Here is a 15,577-nt window from a genome sequence, read left to right on the forward strand (position 1 = left end):
ATCCGTCCTGGACAATGTGTTGAACTTTGTAAACAGAAAAAGCCCTGACGTATGCGCTACGTCAGGGCTTTTTGGTAAAAAGTAGCTTTTTACATTTCAGAGGACGGATTGCTTCGTCCTTCGTCCTCGCAATGACACGACAGCGTCAGCTTACTCGGCGGCCAGCAGGTCGGCGCTGCGCTTCACGAAAGCCGTCAGGGCTTCGCCTTTGAGCAGGCCCTGAGCCAGCAGGCCCAGGTCGAAGGCCTGGCGGGCCAGCTTTTCGCCGGCTTCGCCGTCGGCGCTGAGCACGCGCTGGGCCACGGGGTGGTTGGCATTCACGCTCACGGTGTAGGAGTCGGGCAGGCTGCCGAACATCTGCATGCCGCCGCCGCCGCCGGTGCGCTGCATGTCTTTCATGCGGCGCATGAATTCGGGCAGGGTGATGATGACCGGCGAATCCTGGGGCGAGAGGGCCTCCACCTGCACATGCATGTTCTGGTTGCTGATGGCCTTAGTGAACAGCTCCTGCAGGCGGGTCTTGTCGTCGTCGCTGAGCACGCTCTCGGTGGCGTCGTCCTTGTCGATGAGCTTGCTGGTGGTTTCAGCGTCCACACGCTTGAAGGTGGTTTTCTCCAGCTTCTGCTCCAATTGGCCAATAAAGTGGGAATCGAGCGGGCCGTTGAGGTCGAGCACGTCGTAGCCGCGGTCCTGGGCGGCCTGCACGAAGGCGTGCTGGGCCTCGGCGTCGGTGGTGTAGAGGATGACGGTCTGCTCATCCTTGCTCTTCTGGTTGGCCTGCACGAATTCCTGATACTCGGGCAGGGTGAAGAACTTGCCCGCCACGTTCTGCACCAGCACGAAGTCCTTGGCCTTGTCGTAGAACTTCTCATCCGACAGCATCCCGTACTTCACGAACAGCCCGATGTCGGCCCATTTCTCCTCGTAGCCGGCGCGGTCTTTCCGATACAGTTCGGCCAGCTTGTCGCCGACTTTCTTGGTGATGTAGGTGTTTATTTTCTTCACTGCCGCATCCGCCTGCAGGAAGCTGCGCGACACGTTCAGCGGAATATCGGGCGAGTCAATCACGCCGTGCAGCAGCATCAGGAACTCGGGCACCACGTCCTTCACCTCGTCGGTGATGAACACCTGGCGCGAGTAGAGCTGGATCTTGTTGCGCTGGAACTGCAGCTCGTCCTTCACCTTGGGGAAGTACAGGATGCCGGTCAGGTTGAAGGGGTAGTCGACGTTGAGGTGAATCCAGAACAGGGGCTCGTCCATGCTCATCGGATACAGCTCGTGGTAGAACTTCTTGTAGTCCTCGTCGGTCAGCTCGGCCGGCTGCTTGGTCCAGATGGGCTGGGTCTGGTTGATGACCTCGCCCTCGAACTCAATTTCGATGGGCAGGAACTTGCAGTACTTGTTCAGGATGGTGCGCAGGCGGGCCGGCTCCAAGAACTCGTCGGAGTCCTGGGCCACGTGCAACACGATGTCGGTGCCGCGGTCGGCCTTGTCGGCGGTTTCGAGGGTAAACTCGGTGCTGCCGTCGCAGGTCCAGTGGGCGGCCTCGGTGCCCTCCTGGTAGCTCTTGGAGAAGATTTCGACGTTGTCGGCCACCATGAAGGCCGAGTAGAAGCCCATGCCGAACTTGCCGATGATCTGGTCCTTGGTGGCCGCGTCCTGCTCCTTGTACTTCTCCACAAACTCGGAAGCGCCGGAGAAGGCAATCTGGTTGATGTACTTCTTGATTTCCTCGGCCGTCATGCCCAGGCCGCGGTCCGAAATGGTGATGGTGCGGGCTTCCTTATCCACGCTCACCTTCACCTTCAGCTCGCCCAGCTCGCCTTTGAACTCGCCCAGCTGGGCCAGGCTCCGGAGCTTCTGGGTGGCGTCTACCGCGTTGGAAACCAGCTCCCGCAGGAAGATTTCGTGGTCGGAGTAGAGGAATTTCTTGATGATGGGGAAGATATTCTCGGTGTGAATCGAGATGCTACCTTTCTCTTGCATAGCGCGTTGCCTAAGGGTGAGAAGAACTGGAAAACCGGACGAAACGCCAGCCCATTGCGGGCCGGAGTCATCGGGCGGGGCGTTTCAAAAGCTGTTCCAGCCCGCGTCGGCTGTCAGATTGGCAGCGCTAAATCCCACCGGCAGCCTGCCACTCCAGCTGCAGCCGCGTCATCTCTTCCTCCGAGCAGGTCAGCCAGTCCAGCGCCGCCAGCGGGTCGGAAAAGTATTGCACCTCGAAGCGGATAAATGCCCGGCCCAGCTTCAGCAAGCTCTCCACCACCATCTGGTTGTATTGGCGCGACACGGGCACCACTAGCGCCACCTGCCGGGCCTGATGCCGCACGATGCGCGGCAGCCACTGCGTGCCCAGCCACACCTGCTCCTCGATACCGATGTCGGGCAAATCGTGAAGGTCGAGCAGGCAGTATTGCACCTGATGTTGCTGCACCAGCGCTAGCACATGGTTCAGCGCCGCCCGGAACCCGGTGAGGGACCCGGCTTTTTGCCACTGGTATCGGATGAGGCTAAGCTCGGCGCTATACTGAATGCGCAGGCAATCGAAATCGGTAATGATCATACATTATAAGAAACCACAAACACATAGAGGCGCCCCCACGATACGGAGCCGACAGCCAGCTGTTTCAGCCCGCGCTCGACAGCGGCACCGGCTCGGGCGGCCACGGGCTCAACAGCGCCTGATCGGGCTTTTCCAGGTCGCTACCGTAGTTGGCCTGCCACTCCTGCTCCAGGGCCGCTATGCCGGGCGCAGAGTCGGTGAGCCAGTCCAGCGCCGCGGCGGCATCGGAGAAAAACTGCACGCTGGAGGGCATATAGTGCTGCTCATCGAACATCAGATGCTCGACCACCAGCGCGTTGTGCTGCTTGAGCGGCAGCACCAGCCCGATTTTGTACACGCCGAGCCGGGCAAACTGCGGCAGCCACTGCTCGCCCAGCCACACCTGCTCCTCAAATCCCACCAGCGGCATGTCGGACGTATCGGCCAGCCACTTGGAAATGTGGTGCTGACGCGAAAAATCAGCGAGGCCCTCGAAAGCCCGCTGAAATTTGAGCAAATCCATGGAGCCGTGCCACTGCCAGCGCACCAGCCTCAAGGAAATGTCGTATTGAAAATAAAGGGAATCTACTCTAAGAATCATGCCTGAACACCAGCCGGATAATGAGGGCCGGTTTTAGGCAAAGATACTACATCACAGGGGTTTGCGACGTAATATTTTAATAACATTGCATTTTGGCGGGGTCAAAATTCACTTTATAAACCGCCGGGCTCAGGCAGCCTCGCAGATTGGCATAACCGCTTGCTTGCTATTTCCGGCACTCCGCCGGCTCAGGGCATTTTTATGATCTTTGAAAGACGGCGCCAGCGCAGCGGCGGGGGCGCTGGCCGGCTGTTGCGGCCCCGCCCGGTAGATGGTGGCCGGCCGCCGGTAGCCAAACGGGCCGGGCCGGAAGAGAAAAGACGGCATCCGGGGTGAGGGTTAGACGAACAGCGCCTCCATACCATCAGGAGCGGATACCGGCGTGGGCCGTAGCACGGTGGCGAATCGGCGGAGCAGACGAAGCGAGAGAGTTTTCATAGCGCAGAGAGGCGTGGTATTGAACACCACAAAGGTCAGTTACTAGTGTTGCCCGCAGGTTGTCGGGGCATTATGCTTTTATGAAAGCTGACCCCGGCCAGCGGCAGGAGCCTTGAGCAAAAATCCGCTACTTTTGATTTACGTCTCAAAAGAGGTCTGCTACAATGCGTGCTTTTCGTTCCCAGCTGGCTGTTCTGCTGCTCCTGTGCTTCGTGCGGGTGCTGCTGCCCGATGGCTGGGTGCTGGCGCTGCACGCCCACCAGCACACCGAGCGGGAGCCCGAGCGCCCCAAGGCCGCCAAGGCCACACTCACGGCCAAACACCAGCACTGCCACACCGACCACTTCTGCACTCTGCCGTTCCAGACGGTCGCGCGGCTGGAGTTCGGGGTTGGGGCGCGCTACTGCCGCCCGCAGGCCGTGCCGCGGGTTTCGGTGTGGGCCAAGGACACTCCTACCGCGCTATTGCTGCGCGGGCCGCCGGCACTGGGGTAGCATCTGCCTCTCTGTTTTCCTGTTTTGCAGCCCACCCCGACGTGCGCCCGGCCGCTAAATAGCTGCTGACGGGTCGCCGACGACTCGTCCTGCTGCCTGCTTTGGTATTGGTGCCCGGCCGCGCGCTGACCACCAATCCGTGCCCAGGCCCGGCTTGGGCCGCACCAGCGCTATGCCAGGCCGCCCGTGGGACTTGTGGCTGCACTTCTCCCCTTTCTTCTGACTTACTGTTATGTCCCGATTTTTTCTGGCGGCCGCGTGCTTCGTGCTGACCACTGGCGCCTGGGCGCAAACCACTCCGGTTCGCCCGGCCCGGCCCGCCCGCGTGGCGGCCGCCCCCATCACCGGCCGCGTCATCGATGAGACCACTAAAGAGCCGCTGCCCGGCGCTACCGTATTGTTTCCCGACCTGAAGCAGGCCACCGCCACTGGCCCGGATGGCACGTTCCGGTTCAGCAGCCTGCCGCGCGGGCGCTTTCTGATGCAGGTGCGCTTTGTGGGCTATACTACCGTGGTGCGCACCGTGGATACCGGCACGCCGCAGGCGCTGGAGGTAGCGCTGGGCGTGGCCGCCACCGAAATCGGCCAGGTCGTTGTCACGGGCGTGTCGGCTTCTACGGAGCTGCGCCGCTCGCCCGTGCCTACCACCGTGGTCGACCGCACCCAGCTCAACCAGAGCGCCGCCACCAACGCCGTGGATGCCATTGCCCACACGCCGGGCCTGAGCCAGATTACGACCGGAGCCGGCATCAGCAAGCCCGTGATTCGGGGCCTGGGCTCCAACCGCGTGATTACGCTGAACAACGGCGCCAAGCAGGAGGGCCAGCAGTGGGGCGACGAGCACGGCATTGAAATAGATGAGTATGCCATTGACCGGGCCGAAATCATCAAAGGTCCCGGCAGCCTGCTCTACGGCTCCGACGGCATGGCCGGCGTTATTAACTTCATGGCGCCCGAGCCGGTGGAAGAGGGCAAAACGCTGGCCGCGCTGGCCGCCAACTACCAGACCAACAACCATTTGCAGGGCTACTCGGTGATGAACGCCGGCAACCGCAACGGCCTGAACTGGCTGGTGCGCGGCAGCAGCAAAGTGGCCGGCAACTACCACAACCGCTACGACGGCCGGGTGTACAACTCCGGCTTTCGGGAGCTGGACGGCAACGGCTACGTGGGCGTGAATAAGAGTTGGGGCTATTCGCACCTCACCTTTTCCTCCTTCAATCAGCGGGTGGGGCTGGTGGAAGGCGACCGGGACGAAGCCACGGGCCGCTTTCTGAAGCAGACAGTTTCCGGCGACTCGGTGCTGGGCGTGCCCGTGACCAGGGCCGACCTGCGCGGCTACGGCCTGGCCGTGCCCCGGCAGCAGATCAACCACCTGCGTATCGGCACCGACAACAACTTCATTCTGGGCCAGAGCCGCCTCACGGTGAATGTGGGCGGGCAGCAGAACCTGCGCCGGGAATTCGGCAATGCCCTCGACCCGCAGGAAACCTCGCTGTTTTTCCAGCTGCGCACCCTCGACTATGCCGTGCGCTACTACCTGCCCGAGCGCAACGGCTGGAACCTCACGCTGGGCACCAGCGGCATGGCCCAGCAAAACGTGAATCGGGGCGTGGAGTTTCTGATTCCGGCCTACCGGCTGTTCGACAATGGCGTGTTTGCGGTGGTCAAAAAGAGCTTCGGCCGCCTCGACCTCAGCGGCGGGCTGCGCGAAGACGTGCGCACCATCAGCGGCGACGCGCTGTATCTGGATGCCGACGAGCGGCCGACGGATGTTGAGAGCGGCGAGCAGAAGTTTGGCGGCTTCCGGCGCACGTTCCGCAACGTATCGGGCAGTGTGGGCGGCTCGTTCGGTGCCACCGAGCGGCTGGTGCTGAAGGCCAACGTGTCGCGCGGCTTTCGGGCGCCTAACATTGCTGAGCTGGCCTCCAACGGCAAGCACGAGGGCACCATTCGCTACGAGTTGGGCGAAACCAGCCTGCGCGCCGAAACCAGCTTGCAGCTCGACGGCGGCCTGAGCTATACCACCGACCACATCAGCCTGAGCCTAGATGCCTTCCGCAACGGCATCCGGAACTACATTTTTCCCGCTCGCCTCGGCGACTCACTTTCTACGGAAGGCGACCCGGTGTTCCGCTACGGGCAGGGCCAGGCGCGGCTGACCGGCGGCGAAATCAGCCTCGACCTGCACCCGCACCCGCTCGACTGGCTGCACTTCGAAAACTCATTTTCTCTGGTGCGGGCCGTGCAGCTGAACCAGCCCGAAGGCCAGCGGAATCTTCCCTTTATTCCGGCCGACCGGCTGCAGTCGGAGCTGCGGGTGAACTTCCGCCGGGCGGCCAGCTCGCGGCTGGGCCACCTGTACGCCCGCGGCGGGGTGGAGCACACGTTCGCCCAAAACCGCTTTTTCTCCGCCTTCGACACCGAAACCCGCACCGCCGGCTACACGCTGGTGAACGTGGGTCTGGGCTCCGATGTGCTGAGCGCGGCGGGCAAAACGCTGTTTTCGGTGTATCTGGCCGGCAACAATCTGTTCGACGTGGGCTACCAAAGCCACCTGAGCCGTCTGAAATACGCGGCCTTCAATGCAGCCAACGGCCGCACGGGCGTGTTCAATCAGGGGCGCAATGTGAGCGTGAAGCTGCTGGTGCCGCTGTCGTTCTAGGTAGCTTTCCCGCAGAGGTTCGCGGAGGGTCCGCAGAGGTACGCAGAGGAACGACCTCCGCGAACCTCCGCGGACCTTCTGCGCTCCTCTGCGGGAACCTGGCACCAGAACATTTTCCTGGCGGCAATAAGCTCAAGCTTGTGCTACATTCGCGGATGCTTCCTACTTCCCAGAAACCAGCTGGCCTGTTCAGCGCCATCGTCATTGTGGCCTCGCTGGGCTACTTCGTAGATATTTACGACCTGATTCTGTTCAGCATTGTGCGGGTAAAAAGCCTAAACGAGCTGGGCATCACGGCGGCCGACGCGGTGACCAATCAGGGCCTGTTTCTGATAAACATGCAGATGGGCGGGATGCTGCTGGGCGGCATTCTGTGGGGAATATTGGGCGACAAGCGCGGGCGGCTATCGGTGCTGTTCGGCTCCATTCTGCTCTATTCGCTGGCCAACATTGCCAACGGCTTCGTGCAGACCATCGAGCAGTACGCCTGGCTGCGGCTGATTGCCGGCATCGGGCTGGCCGGCGAGCTGGGCGCGGGCATCACGCTGGTGGCCGAAACGCTGCCCAAGGAAAAGCGCGGCTACGGCACCATGATTGTGGCCACCGTGGGCGTATCGGGGGCCATGCTGGCCTACTGGGTGGGCGAGGTGCTGGGCTGGCGCAATGCCTACTTCGTGGGCGGTGGGCTGGGGCTGGCCCTGCTGGCGCTACGCGTGGGCGTATACGAGTCGGGCATGTTTGAGCAAACCAAAAACTCCGACGCGCCGCGGGGCAACTTCCTGAGTTTGTTTACCAACACTACCCGGCTGGCCCGCTACGCCAAATGCCTGCTGATTGGGGTGCCGCTGTGGTTCGTGGTGGGCATTCTGATTACGCTGGCCCCCGAGTTTGGCCGTGAGCTGGGCGTTACGGGGCCCGTTACGGCGGGGCTGGGCGTGTTCTGGTGCTACTTCGGCCTCGTGTTCGGCGACTTCGCCAGCGGCACGCTGAGCCAGCTGCTGCGCAGCCGCAACCGAGCGTTGCAGGTGTTTCTGGGGTTGTGCGGGCTGATGGTGGGCGTGTATCTGTTCGGCACGCGGGGTGTTTCGCCCACGGCATTCTACGCGGTGTGCTTTCTGCTGGGAGTGTCGGTGGGGTTCTGGGCGCTGTTTGTGACGGTGGCAGCCGAGCAGTTTGGCACCAACCTGCGGGCCACCGTGGCTACCACGGCCCCCAACTTCGCCCGCGGCTCGGTGGTGGTGCTGGTGCCGCTGTTCAAGGCGCTGGCCGGGCCGCTGGGCATCATCGGGAGTGCGGCCGTGTTGGGCGTGGGGTCGTTGGTGGTGGCTTTCTGGGCAGTGAGCCGCCTGCCCGAAAGCTTTGGCAAAGACCTGGACTACCTGGAGGAATAAGCCCGCCGGGCGGCCCCACAATGGCTTGTGCGGACGCAGTGGGCCAAAAACCTTGCGCATAGCGCGGCGTACAAGCAAGCCGGAGCCAATTCCGGCTTTTACCCTCCCCATTATGAAAAAAGCACTCAGCCTCGTAGCGTTGCTGGCCGCCGCAGCCCTCACGGCCCAGGCCCAGACCACGCCTACCACTACCACGCCAGCCGTCATTCAGGCCACGCCGCTGGAGCAGCCCGCCATGACGACGCCCGAAATGCAGAAGCAGCGGGCCGAGGATGCCAAGAAGACCTACGAAACCCAGAAGCAGCAAACTACGGCCAGCGAGCAAGTGGCACGCGACACGCGCAGCGCCATGCAGGACAGCAAGCAGCAGATGCGCGACCAGAAAAAGCAGATGAAAGCGCAGAAAGACCAGCTTCGGGCGCAGCGCAAAACGGAAAAGGAAAACAAAGCCCGCGAAAAAGCCGCCCGCATGCAGATGAAAGCCGAAAAGCAGCGGGCTAAGGCCATGAACTAACCTTCGCAGTTGCTCGAAAATCCGAAAAACTCTGGCTCCGGTCAGAGTTTTTTCTTGGCCCTGCGCCCGTCGTATCCCCTTTTTTTGCGCCTCCTCTTTCCCGGAACCTATGACCCCTCCTACCAAAAACAAGCCGATGTTTTACGCGCCGCACCACTTCGTGCTGGTTCCCGCGGCGCTTATTATGGTGATTTATACCGTGCGTCGCTACCTGAGCGTGGCTGGCAACGACGATGAGATTTCGCGCCTGTGGTTTTCGGTGATGGTATTGGCCATCATCGGCCTCGGGGCCCTGGTGATGCTGCGCCAGCACTATGCTCTCACGCTGCAGGACCGCCTGTTGCGTCTGGAAGTGCGTCAGCGCTACTTCGAGCTGACCGGCCAGCGTCTGCAGCCGCTGGAAACCCAGCTCACGCTCAAGCAGATTCTGTCCCTGCGCTTCGCCGGCGATGCCGAGCTGCCCGCGCTGGTGCAGGCCGCCATCAAGGAAAGCCTCAGCCCCAAAGACATCCAAGCCCGGATTCAGGATTTCCAGTTCGACCCGATGCGGGTATGAGTTTGCCGGGAATGAGGGCATCTGAGTTCCGGAGGCTGGATTTTTCCGCCGACCTTTGCGTTATCAGATGCCGGCCTGGCAGCACCCCGGCCCGCCTTGCCGAAATGAAACCATACGACCCAAGCCTCCGCAAATCATGATTTTATACAACGTCACTACCAGCCTCGACCCCGAAATTGCCGATGAGTGGGTCGCGTATATGCGCGACGTGCATATGCCGGAGGTAATGGCAACGGGGTTTTTCGTTAAGAGCCAACTCTGCCGCTTGCTCAATGAGGAAGACAACGGCATTACGTATGCCTCGCAGTATTACTGCGTGAGCCTGGAGCAGCTGGAAGAGTATCAAATAGTAGCCGCTCCGGCCCTCATTCAGGAGATGGAAAAGCACTTCGGTGGTCGCTACGCCTCATTCCGCACGATGCTGGAAGTGGTAGGTTGATTTTTTGATGTGCTGATGTGCTACCAGCCATCGAAAGCAGTATTTTTCTGGCAGAGAATCTAAGCTACGAGAAAGCCGCATAGCGGCGGCAGGTTTGTAGCCTTGTGCGCTGCCGCACGAAAAAGCCGCGTAGCGGTGACAGAGTAACCCGAGCGGTTCTGTCACCGCTACGCGGCTTTCTTCTGCTGCTCAACATTGGTGCTACAAACCTGCCGCCGCTAAGCGGCTCTCGCATATCTAAGCATATTATTCACATCAGCACATTGCCCACATTACCCACATTAACCCACGGCCGCTACTGCTGCCGGGTCGCAGGGGTAAGCTTGTAGCTGCTCAGCGGTTAGGTTGCCGTTGAGCCATTCGGGGTCGAGGTTGGCTCCCAGCTTTTTGTAGAAGCCGATGGCGGGCTCGTTCCAGTCGAGCACCTGCCACTTCATGCGGTGCGCGCCGGTGCGGCGGGCCTCGGCCACTACGGCATCGAACAGCTTGCGGCCCAAGCCGGTGCCGCGGGCGGCTTCGGTCACCACCAGGTCTTCTAGAAATAGCATTCGGCCCTTCCAGGTAGAGTAGGCCGTGTAGAACAACGCAATGCCCAGAATGCCTTGTTCGGCCGCCTCGGCCACGAAAAAGCCGAAGATGGGCTCCGGCCCGAACCCGTCGCGGCGCATATCGGCCAGCGTATTGGTCACTTCGTCGGGAGCCCGCTCATACACCGCCAGCTCGACGATGAGGGCATGAACGCGGGGCAAATCGGCTTCGGTGCCGCGGCGGATGGTGATGGAAGGCATGGGACTGGGAGAAAAGGGTAGAAATGAGCAAAAAACCGAACGTCATGCTTCATCTGGCGTCCGCTTGTCGAAGCATCCCGCGTGCTGACGTCGGATTACTAACCTAACGACGGCCACGCGAGATGCTTCGACTTCGCTCAGCATGACGTCCTGATAGGTCACTACGACACAGCAACGCCCATCTGCTACACTCAGCAAATGGGCGTTGAAAGCATTTCGGCCCGCAGGCTGAAATTTACATCTGGGGCTGCATCTTTTTGATGTCCTCAGTGGCGTTAGCGGCGTTGATTTCGCGGGTGGCCGGGTTTTCAGCGGCGGTTTTGCCCCCGGTAGTGTCCGGCGCGGCCGGAATGGGCGGCAGCGCCTCCGTGGCTACGTCGTCGGAGGTTTGGTAATCGGGGTTCTGGCACGAAGTAACCGACAGCGTGAGCAGCGAAGCGCCGGCCAGCAGACCAAGCAGAAACTTTTTGTTCATGGGTAAGCCGAAATAAGACAGTCGTTTGGGACTTTGGGGCCGCAAGATACGAAGCGGGCCGCGAAACCCGCCTACGTAGTTAGCGCCCCATTGGGTACGGATTCACGCCCATATTCTGAAACGCAAAGGCCCAGATGTCGGTCCATTCCTGAATCTGCAGGGCGGTGCTTTTGCCCGCGCCGTGGCCGGCATTCACATCCACCCGAATCAACTGGGGGTTGGGGCCGGCGTTGGCTTCCTGCAGGGCCGCGGCGTACTTAAATGAGTGCGCGGGCACCACTCGGTCGTCGTGGTCAGCGGTGGTAATCAGGGTGGCCGGATACGTGGTGCCGGGCTTCAGATTGTGTAGCGGCGAGAATTTGTAAAGATTCTGAAACTGGGCGAAGTTGTCGGAGGTGCCGTACTCGGGCGCCCAGTTCCAGCCGATGGTGAACTTCTGGTAGCGCAGCATGTCCATCACGCCCACGGCCGGCAGGGCCACGTGGGCCAGGTCGGGCCGCTGCGTCATGATAGCGCCCACCAGCAGGCCACCGTTGGAGCCGCCGGCCAGGGCCAGATGCTTGGTATCGGTATAGTTCTGGATTTTGAGGTATTCGGCGGCCGCAATGAAGTCGTCGAACACGTTCTGCTTGTTGGGCGTCATGCCGGCCTGGTGCCAGGCTTCGCCATACTCGCCGCCCCCGCGCAGGTTCGGAATGGCCAGAATGCCGCCATTTTCAAGCCATAGCATCCGCACCACCGAAAAGCTCGGCGTGAGCGAAACATTGAAGCCGCCGTAGGCATACAGATACGTCGGGTTCTGACCGTTGAGCTTCACGCCTTTCTTGTGGGTGATGAACATCGGAATCTTGGTGCCGTCCTTGCTGGCGTAGAACACCTGCGTGGTCACGTAGTCCGCCGGGTTTACGTCTACCTTCGGGGCGCGCAGCACGGTGCTTTGCTTGGTGGCGAAATCGTAGCGGTAGATGGTGGTGGGGTAGGTAAACGAGGTGAAGGCGTAGTACACACTCTTCGCGTCGCGGCGGCCAGCGAAGCCCGCGGCCGTGCCGATGGCGGGCAGTTCTATGTCGTTCTGAAATTCGCCGGTTTCGCTGTACACTTTCACCTGGCTGCTGGCATCCTTCAGGTAGGTCACGATGAGGTGGCCGCCGGCGTGCTCGATGCTTTCGAGCTTATTTTCGCTCTGCGGAATTACCTCCTTCCAGCTGGCTTCCTGGGGCTTTTTGGGGTCGATGAGCACCACACGGTAGCGCGGAGCCTTGTAGTTGGTCAGCACCAGCAGCTGCCCGCCCACGTTGCCCACCACCGAGTTGTTGTGCTCGTAGCTGCTCATCAGGGTGGTAAACTTCGTGGCCTGCTTCGGGTCGGTCAGGTCGCGCACGGCCAGGCGGTTGCCGTCGGCTTTGCCATCCGTGTTGTAGAGCACCAGGAACCGCTCGTCTTCGGTGGTACCCACGGTGCGGAAGCCCAGGGCCATGCTTTTGTCTTCGTACACCAGCTTATCGGCACTCTGGGGCGTGCCGAGCTTGTGGTAATAGACTTTGTGAAACTCGTTTTTGCCCGAAAGCTGGTTCTGACCGGCCTTGGGCGCGTCGTAGCGGCTATAGTAGAATCCATACTTGGCCCAGGCCGCGCCCGATACTTTAACCCACTGCAGCTCATCGGGGAGGGTTTTGCGGGTCTGCAGGTCCATCACCTTCAGCTTCTGCCAGTCGGAGCCGCCGCCGCTAGTGGCGTAGGCCAAGTAGCGGTGGTCGTTGGAGAAATAGGTGCCAGCCAGGGCCGTGGTGCCGTCTTGGGAAAACTTGTTGGGGTCGAGCAGCACGTCGGGCTGGCCCTCGCCGCCTTTCTGCTGCACGTAGAGCACCGCCTGGTTCTGCAGACCGTCGTTTTTGGAGAAGTACAGATTAGCGCCTTCTTCCTGCGGCACGCCGTAGCGCTCGTAATTCCACATTTTGGTGAGGCGGGCCTTGATCTGCTCCCGGAACGGAATCTTGTCCAGATAGCCGAACGTGACCTTATTCTGAGCCGTCACCCAGGCTTTGGTTTCGGGCGAGTCGAGGTCTTCGAGCCAGCGGTAAGGGTCCGTAACGGAGGTGCCGAAGTAGTCGTCGGTGTGGTTGGACTTGCGGGTTTTGGGGTATTCCACGGTCAGGCGGGGCGTTTCGGGCGCGGCGGCCCCGTTGCGGCGGTCCGAAGCGCTGGAAGTGGTAGATTGAGAAGCCGCGTCCTGAGCAGGCTGCGAGGAGCGGCAGGCAGTCAGCGCGGCGAGGGTGAGCAGGGCAAGCGTGGGCGTACGCAGCATAACGATAAGGTCGAGGAGAGTGTAAATGTAGTCCGTTCAGTCTAACAAGCGCCGGTTCCCGCAACGGTACGCAAAGCGCGGCATCAGGGCTGCCCACCAGTGGTTATTCGGCCAATTTTGGGGATTACCTGAATCAGGAAGCGCTTGTTCTGGCCTTCGCGGGCCCCGGCGTAGCGGCCGGTGCCGAAGAAGCCGCTGCCGCCAATGATCAGCTCGATGCCTCGGTCCTGGCTGAAATCGAGGCCGTTCTGCTTCCAGAAGTTGAGTAGGTTCAGGGCCCGGCGGTAGCTGAGCTGGTAAGTGAGCTGCTCCTCGGCGCGGTTGCGCGGGTCGTTGCCGGCGTAGCGGGCCGCCATACCTTCCACAATGACGAGGTAGCGCACAGGCTGCTCGGTTTTGATGGTTTTGAGCACCGAGCGCAGCGTGCGGCCAGCCTGGAGCAGGGCGGGCTTGTAGGCATCCTGAATTTCGTCGCGGCCGGCCTTGAACTGCACGGGCACCAGCAGCTCGTGGCGCTCCAGCGTGGGGTCGTACTTGAAGTAGCGGCCCTCCAAGCGCTGCAGGGAGCGACGGATCTTGGTAATCTGCTCCAGCTCCTCGGCTTTCGCCTTCAGCTCGCCATTGGCCTTTTTTAGGTCGTGCTCCCGGTCTTTAAACAGCTTAAAGCTGTACACGAACAGCACCAGCATCACCACGAACAAGGACGTCATCAGGTCCACGTAGCTGGGCCAGAAGAAGTCGTTGGAGGAGCGGTTTTGCGGGTCGTTCATAGTTCTAAATGGAAGAAGTCAGCGGCGGAAACGAGGTAAAGACGTGATACTTTGCGTCTCAATCGCTGCTGACGTTGTTCGGTGCGTGCGGCTCCGGTCGTTCAACGAGGAGACGCGAAGTATCGCGTCTCTACTTCGTTCTATTGTGGCTTCACTCCGCCAAACACGCTGTCCATAGCCCGCTGGAGGCGGTTTTTGGCGGTGGCTTTCACCAGCACGGCATTCAGATTAGCCAACTCCGACAGAATTTTAGCCTGAATCTGCGAGTCCAGCTCGATTTTGCGCAGCAATTCGCGCTGGGTGGCTGTTACGTCGCGGCTGAGGGCTTCCTGCTGGGCATTGAGCTGCTGGAAAGGCTCCAGGTACTGGCGGATTCGCTCGAAGACGTTGTCCTTGTTGAGCTGCTGGAAGTGCTGGCTCCACTTTTCGTAGGCCTGCTGGGCGTCGCGCTCGTGGAAGCTCAGGCGCTGCTGCATCAGGTCGGTGAGGCGGCCGGTGGCTTCGTCGAAGTACTGTTCAGTGCGGGCCGCCAAATTGCTCATCTCCTTCTGGTGGCGTTGGAAGAAGTCGAGTTGGTGCTGAATCAGGTTGTCGTGCTGGCCGATGTACTGACCCACGTTGTTGATGCCCCGCTCGAAGCCCACCAGCCGGTCCAGGATGCTGCTCACGGCCTGGGCAGTGGCGGTGCCGTCTTCCAGCATCTGGTTCAGCCGCTGCTGGTAGCCCACAAATTGCCCGAACATCTCCGCCGACTGGCTCACCTTCTCAAACACGGCCACGTTGGCGTTGGCCATTTTGTCGAACCCGATTTCGTTGAGGCGCACCAGAAAGTCGCGCTGCACTTTTACGTTCTCGGTGAGGGTGCCAATAACGGGCTCGAAGAGGGTGACCTTGCTCACGAAATCCTGGTTGAAGGCGTCGAGCACGGCCTTCAGGTTGGAGAGGCTGCCGGCCATGTCCGAGTGCAGGATGGGCAGCAGGCGGGCCTGCAGGAAGGTATAGTAGTTGTTCTGGGCCTGATCCAGCTTCTGGTGAGCGTTGCGCACCAGGCCGTTGCCGAGCAGCGTGAGCAGCAGCCCCACGAAAGAACCCGTCATGGCAATGAGCACGCCGGTCAGAAACGGCGTCAGCGCCGCGTCGTCGGATACGCCATTGCGGGCAATGCCGACCAGGCCCAGAATCACGCCCAGAAACGTGCCCAGCAGACCCAGGTACAGCGGCGTAGCCACGTTGGCCTGCACCGCATTTTCCAGCACCTGACTCTGGCGCTCCGAAATGTCTTTCAGAATGCTGAAGTCGGCCGCGCCCTTGTTGTAGCGCAGGTAGCCGTTGGTGTCGGCCATGATTTCCTGGAAGCCTTCGGATACCGCGTCGGCCTTGATGATTTCGACCGGAAATGAGCCTTCCGGGGCGTTGGCGGCGTAGTCGGGCAGGTCGGTGCCCTCAGGCGTGACGAGGCGGCGCTCCACGCGCAGGGCACTTTTATCAGGATAAAGCTGGCTGAGCCGGACCGCTTGGCTGCGGGTCTGCAGAAACGTGCGGATCTGCAGGCCCACCACAATGGCGACGACGACGACTTCGAGGAGTATTTCGAGCATG

General features: G+C 61.1%; 14 protein-coding genes. 6 read left to right on the top strand and 8 right to left on the bottom strand.

Annotation, left to right across the window (positions count from 1 at the left end; translation table 11 throughout):
- Nucleotides 1-150 precede the first annotated feature (150 nt).
- The 3 genes from htpG to BUB62_RS01075 all read right to left on the bottom strand — a co-directional run bounded on the left by htpG (nt 151) and on the right by BUB62_RS01075 (nt 3,143).
- Nucleotides 151-1,986, bottom strand: a complete 1,836-nt coding sequence (gene htpG / locus BUB62_RS01065) for a molecular chaperone HtpG (RefSeq protein WP_073105087.1) — start codon at nt 1,984-1,986, stop codon at nt 151-153.
- Nucleotides 1,987-2,113: 127 nt separating this feature from the next.
- Complete coding sequence (locus BUB62_RS01070) at nt 2,114-2,563, bottom strand: STAS/SEC14 domain-containing protein (RefSeq protein WP_073105090.1); 450 nt, start codon at nt 2,561-2,563, stop codon at nt 2,114-2,116.
- 64 nt (nt 2,564-2,627) lie between these two features.
- Complete coding sequence (locus BUB62_RS01075) at nt 2,628-3,143, bottom strand: hypothetical protein (protein WP_143163973.1); 516 nt, start codon at nt 3,141-3,143, stop codon at nt 2,628-2,630.
- Nucleotides 3,144-3,745: 602 nt separating this feature from the next.
- Here BUB62_RS01075 and BUB62_RS01085 point away from each other — a divergent pair.
- From BUB62_RS01085 to BUB62_RS01110, 6 genes are all read left to right on the top strand, one after another.
- Nucleotides 3,746-4,075 carry a hypothetical protein gene (locus tag BUB62_RS01085; protein WP_073105098.1) on the top strand — a complete coding sequence of 110 codons (330 nt, stop codon included), beginning with the start codon at nt 3,746-3,748 and terminating at the stop codon, nt 4,073-4,075.
- A gap of 232 nt (nt 4,076-4,307) precedes the next feature.
- Complete coding sequence (locus tag BUB62_RS01090; RefSeq protein ID WP_084538725.1) at nt 4,308-6,740, top strand: TonB-dependent receptor; 2,433 nt, start codon at nt 4,308-4,310, stop codon at nt 6,738-6,740.
- Between the two features lie 155 nt (nt 6,741-6,895).
- Entirely contained in the window at nt 6,896-8,131 is a 1,236-nt protein-coding gene (locus BUB62_RS01095; protein ID WP_073105101.1) for an MFS transporter, read from the top strand.
- A 112-nt stretch (nt 8,132-8,243) separates the two neighbouring features.
- On the top strand, nt 8,244-8,645 hold the full coding sequence (locus BUB62_RS01100; RefSeq protein WP_073105104.1) for a hypothetical protein: 402 nt from the start codon (nt 8,244-8,246) through the stop codon (nt 8,643-8,645).
- Nucleotides 8,646-8,754: 109 nt separating this feature from the next.
- Nucleotides 8,755-9,201 carry a DUF6526 family protein gene (locus BUB62_RS01105; protein WP_073105107.1) on the top strand — a complete coding sequence of 149 codons (447 nt, stop codon included), beginning with the start codon at nt 8,755-8,757 and terminating at the stop codon, nt 9,199-9,201.
- A 136-nt stretch (nt 9,202-9,337) separates the two neighbouring features.
- Nucleotides 9,338-9,640: a DUF4286 family protein gene (locus tag BUB62_RS01110; protein ID WP_073105936.1), complete on the top strand. Its 303-nt coding sequence runs from the start codon at nt 9,338-9,340 to the stop codon at nt 9,638-9,640.
- A gap of 281 nt (nt 9,641-9,921) precedes the next feature.
- Here BUB62_RS01110 and BUB62_RS01115 read toward each other — a convergent pair whose 3' ends face one another.
- From BUB62_RS01115 to BUB62_RS01135, 5 genes are all read right to left on the bottom strand, one after another.
- Entirely contained in the window at nt 9,922-10,428 is a 507-nt protein-coding gene (locus tag BUB62_RS01115; protein ID WP_073105110.1) for a GNAT family N-acetyltransferase, read from the bottom strand.
- Between the two features lie 235 nt (nt 10,429-10,663).
- On the bottom strand, nt 10,664-10,903 hold the full coding sequence (locus tag BUB62_RS01120; RefSeq protein ID WP_073105113.1) for a hypothetical protein: 240 nt from the start codon (nt 10,901-10,903) through the stop codon (nt 10,664-10,666).
- 79 nt (nt 10,904-10,982) lie between these two features.
- Complete coding sequence (locus BUB62_RS01125; protein WP_200799887.1) at nt 10,983-13,208, bottom strand: prolyl oligopeptidase family serine peptidase; 2,226 nt, start codon at nt 13,206-13,208, stop codon at nt 10,983-10,985.
- An 83-nt stretch (nt 13,209-13,291) separates the two neighbouring features.
- On the bottom strand, nt 13,292-13,978 hold the full coding sequence (locus BUB62_RS01130) for a hypothetical protein (protein ID WP_073105116.1): 687 nt from the start codon (nt 13,976-13,978) through the stop codon (nt 13,292-13,294).
- Nucleotides 13,979-14,118: 140 nt separating this feature from the next.
- Nucleotides 14,119-15,576, bottom strand: coding sequence for a hypothetical protein (locus BUB62_RS01135; protein ID WP_073105119.1), 1,458 nt, complete (start codon nt 15,574-15,576; stop codon nt 14,119-14,121).
- Between the last annotated feature and the right edge of the window lies 1 nt (nt 15,577).

It is taken from the genome of Hymenobacter daecheongensis DSM 21074, assembly GCF_900141805.1.
GTDB lineage: Bacteria > Bacteroidota > Bacteroidia > Cytophagales > Hymenobacteraceae > Hymenobacter > Hymenobacter daecheongensis.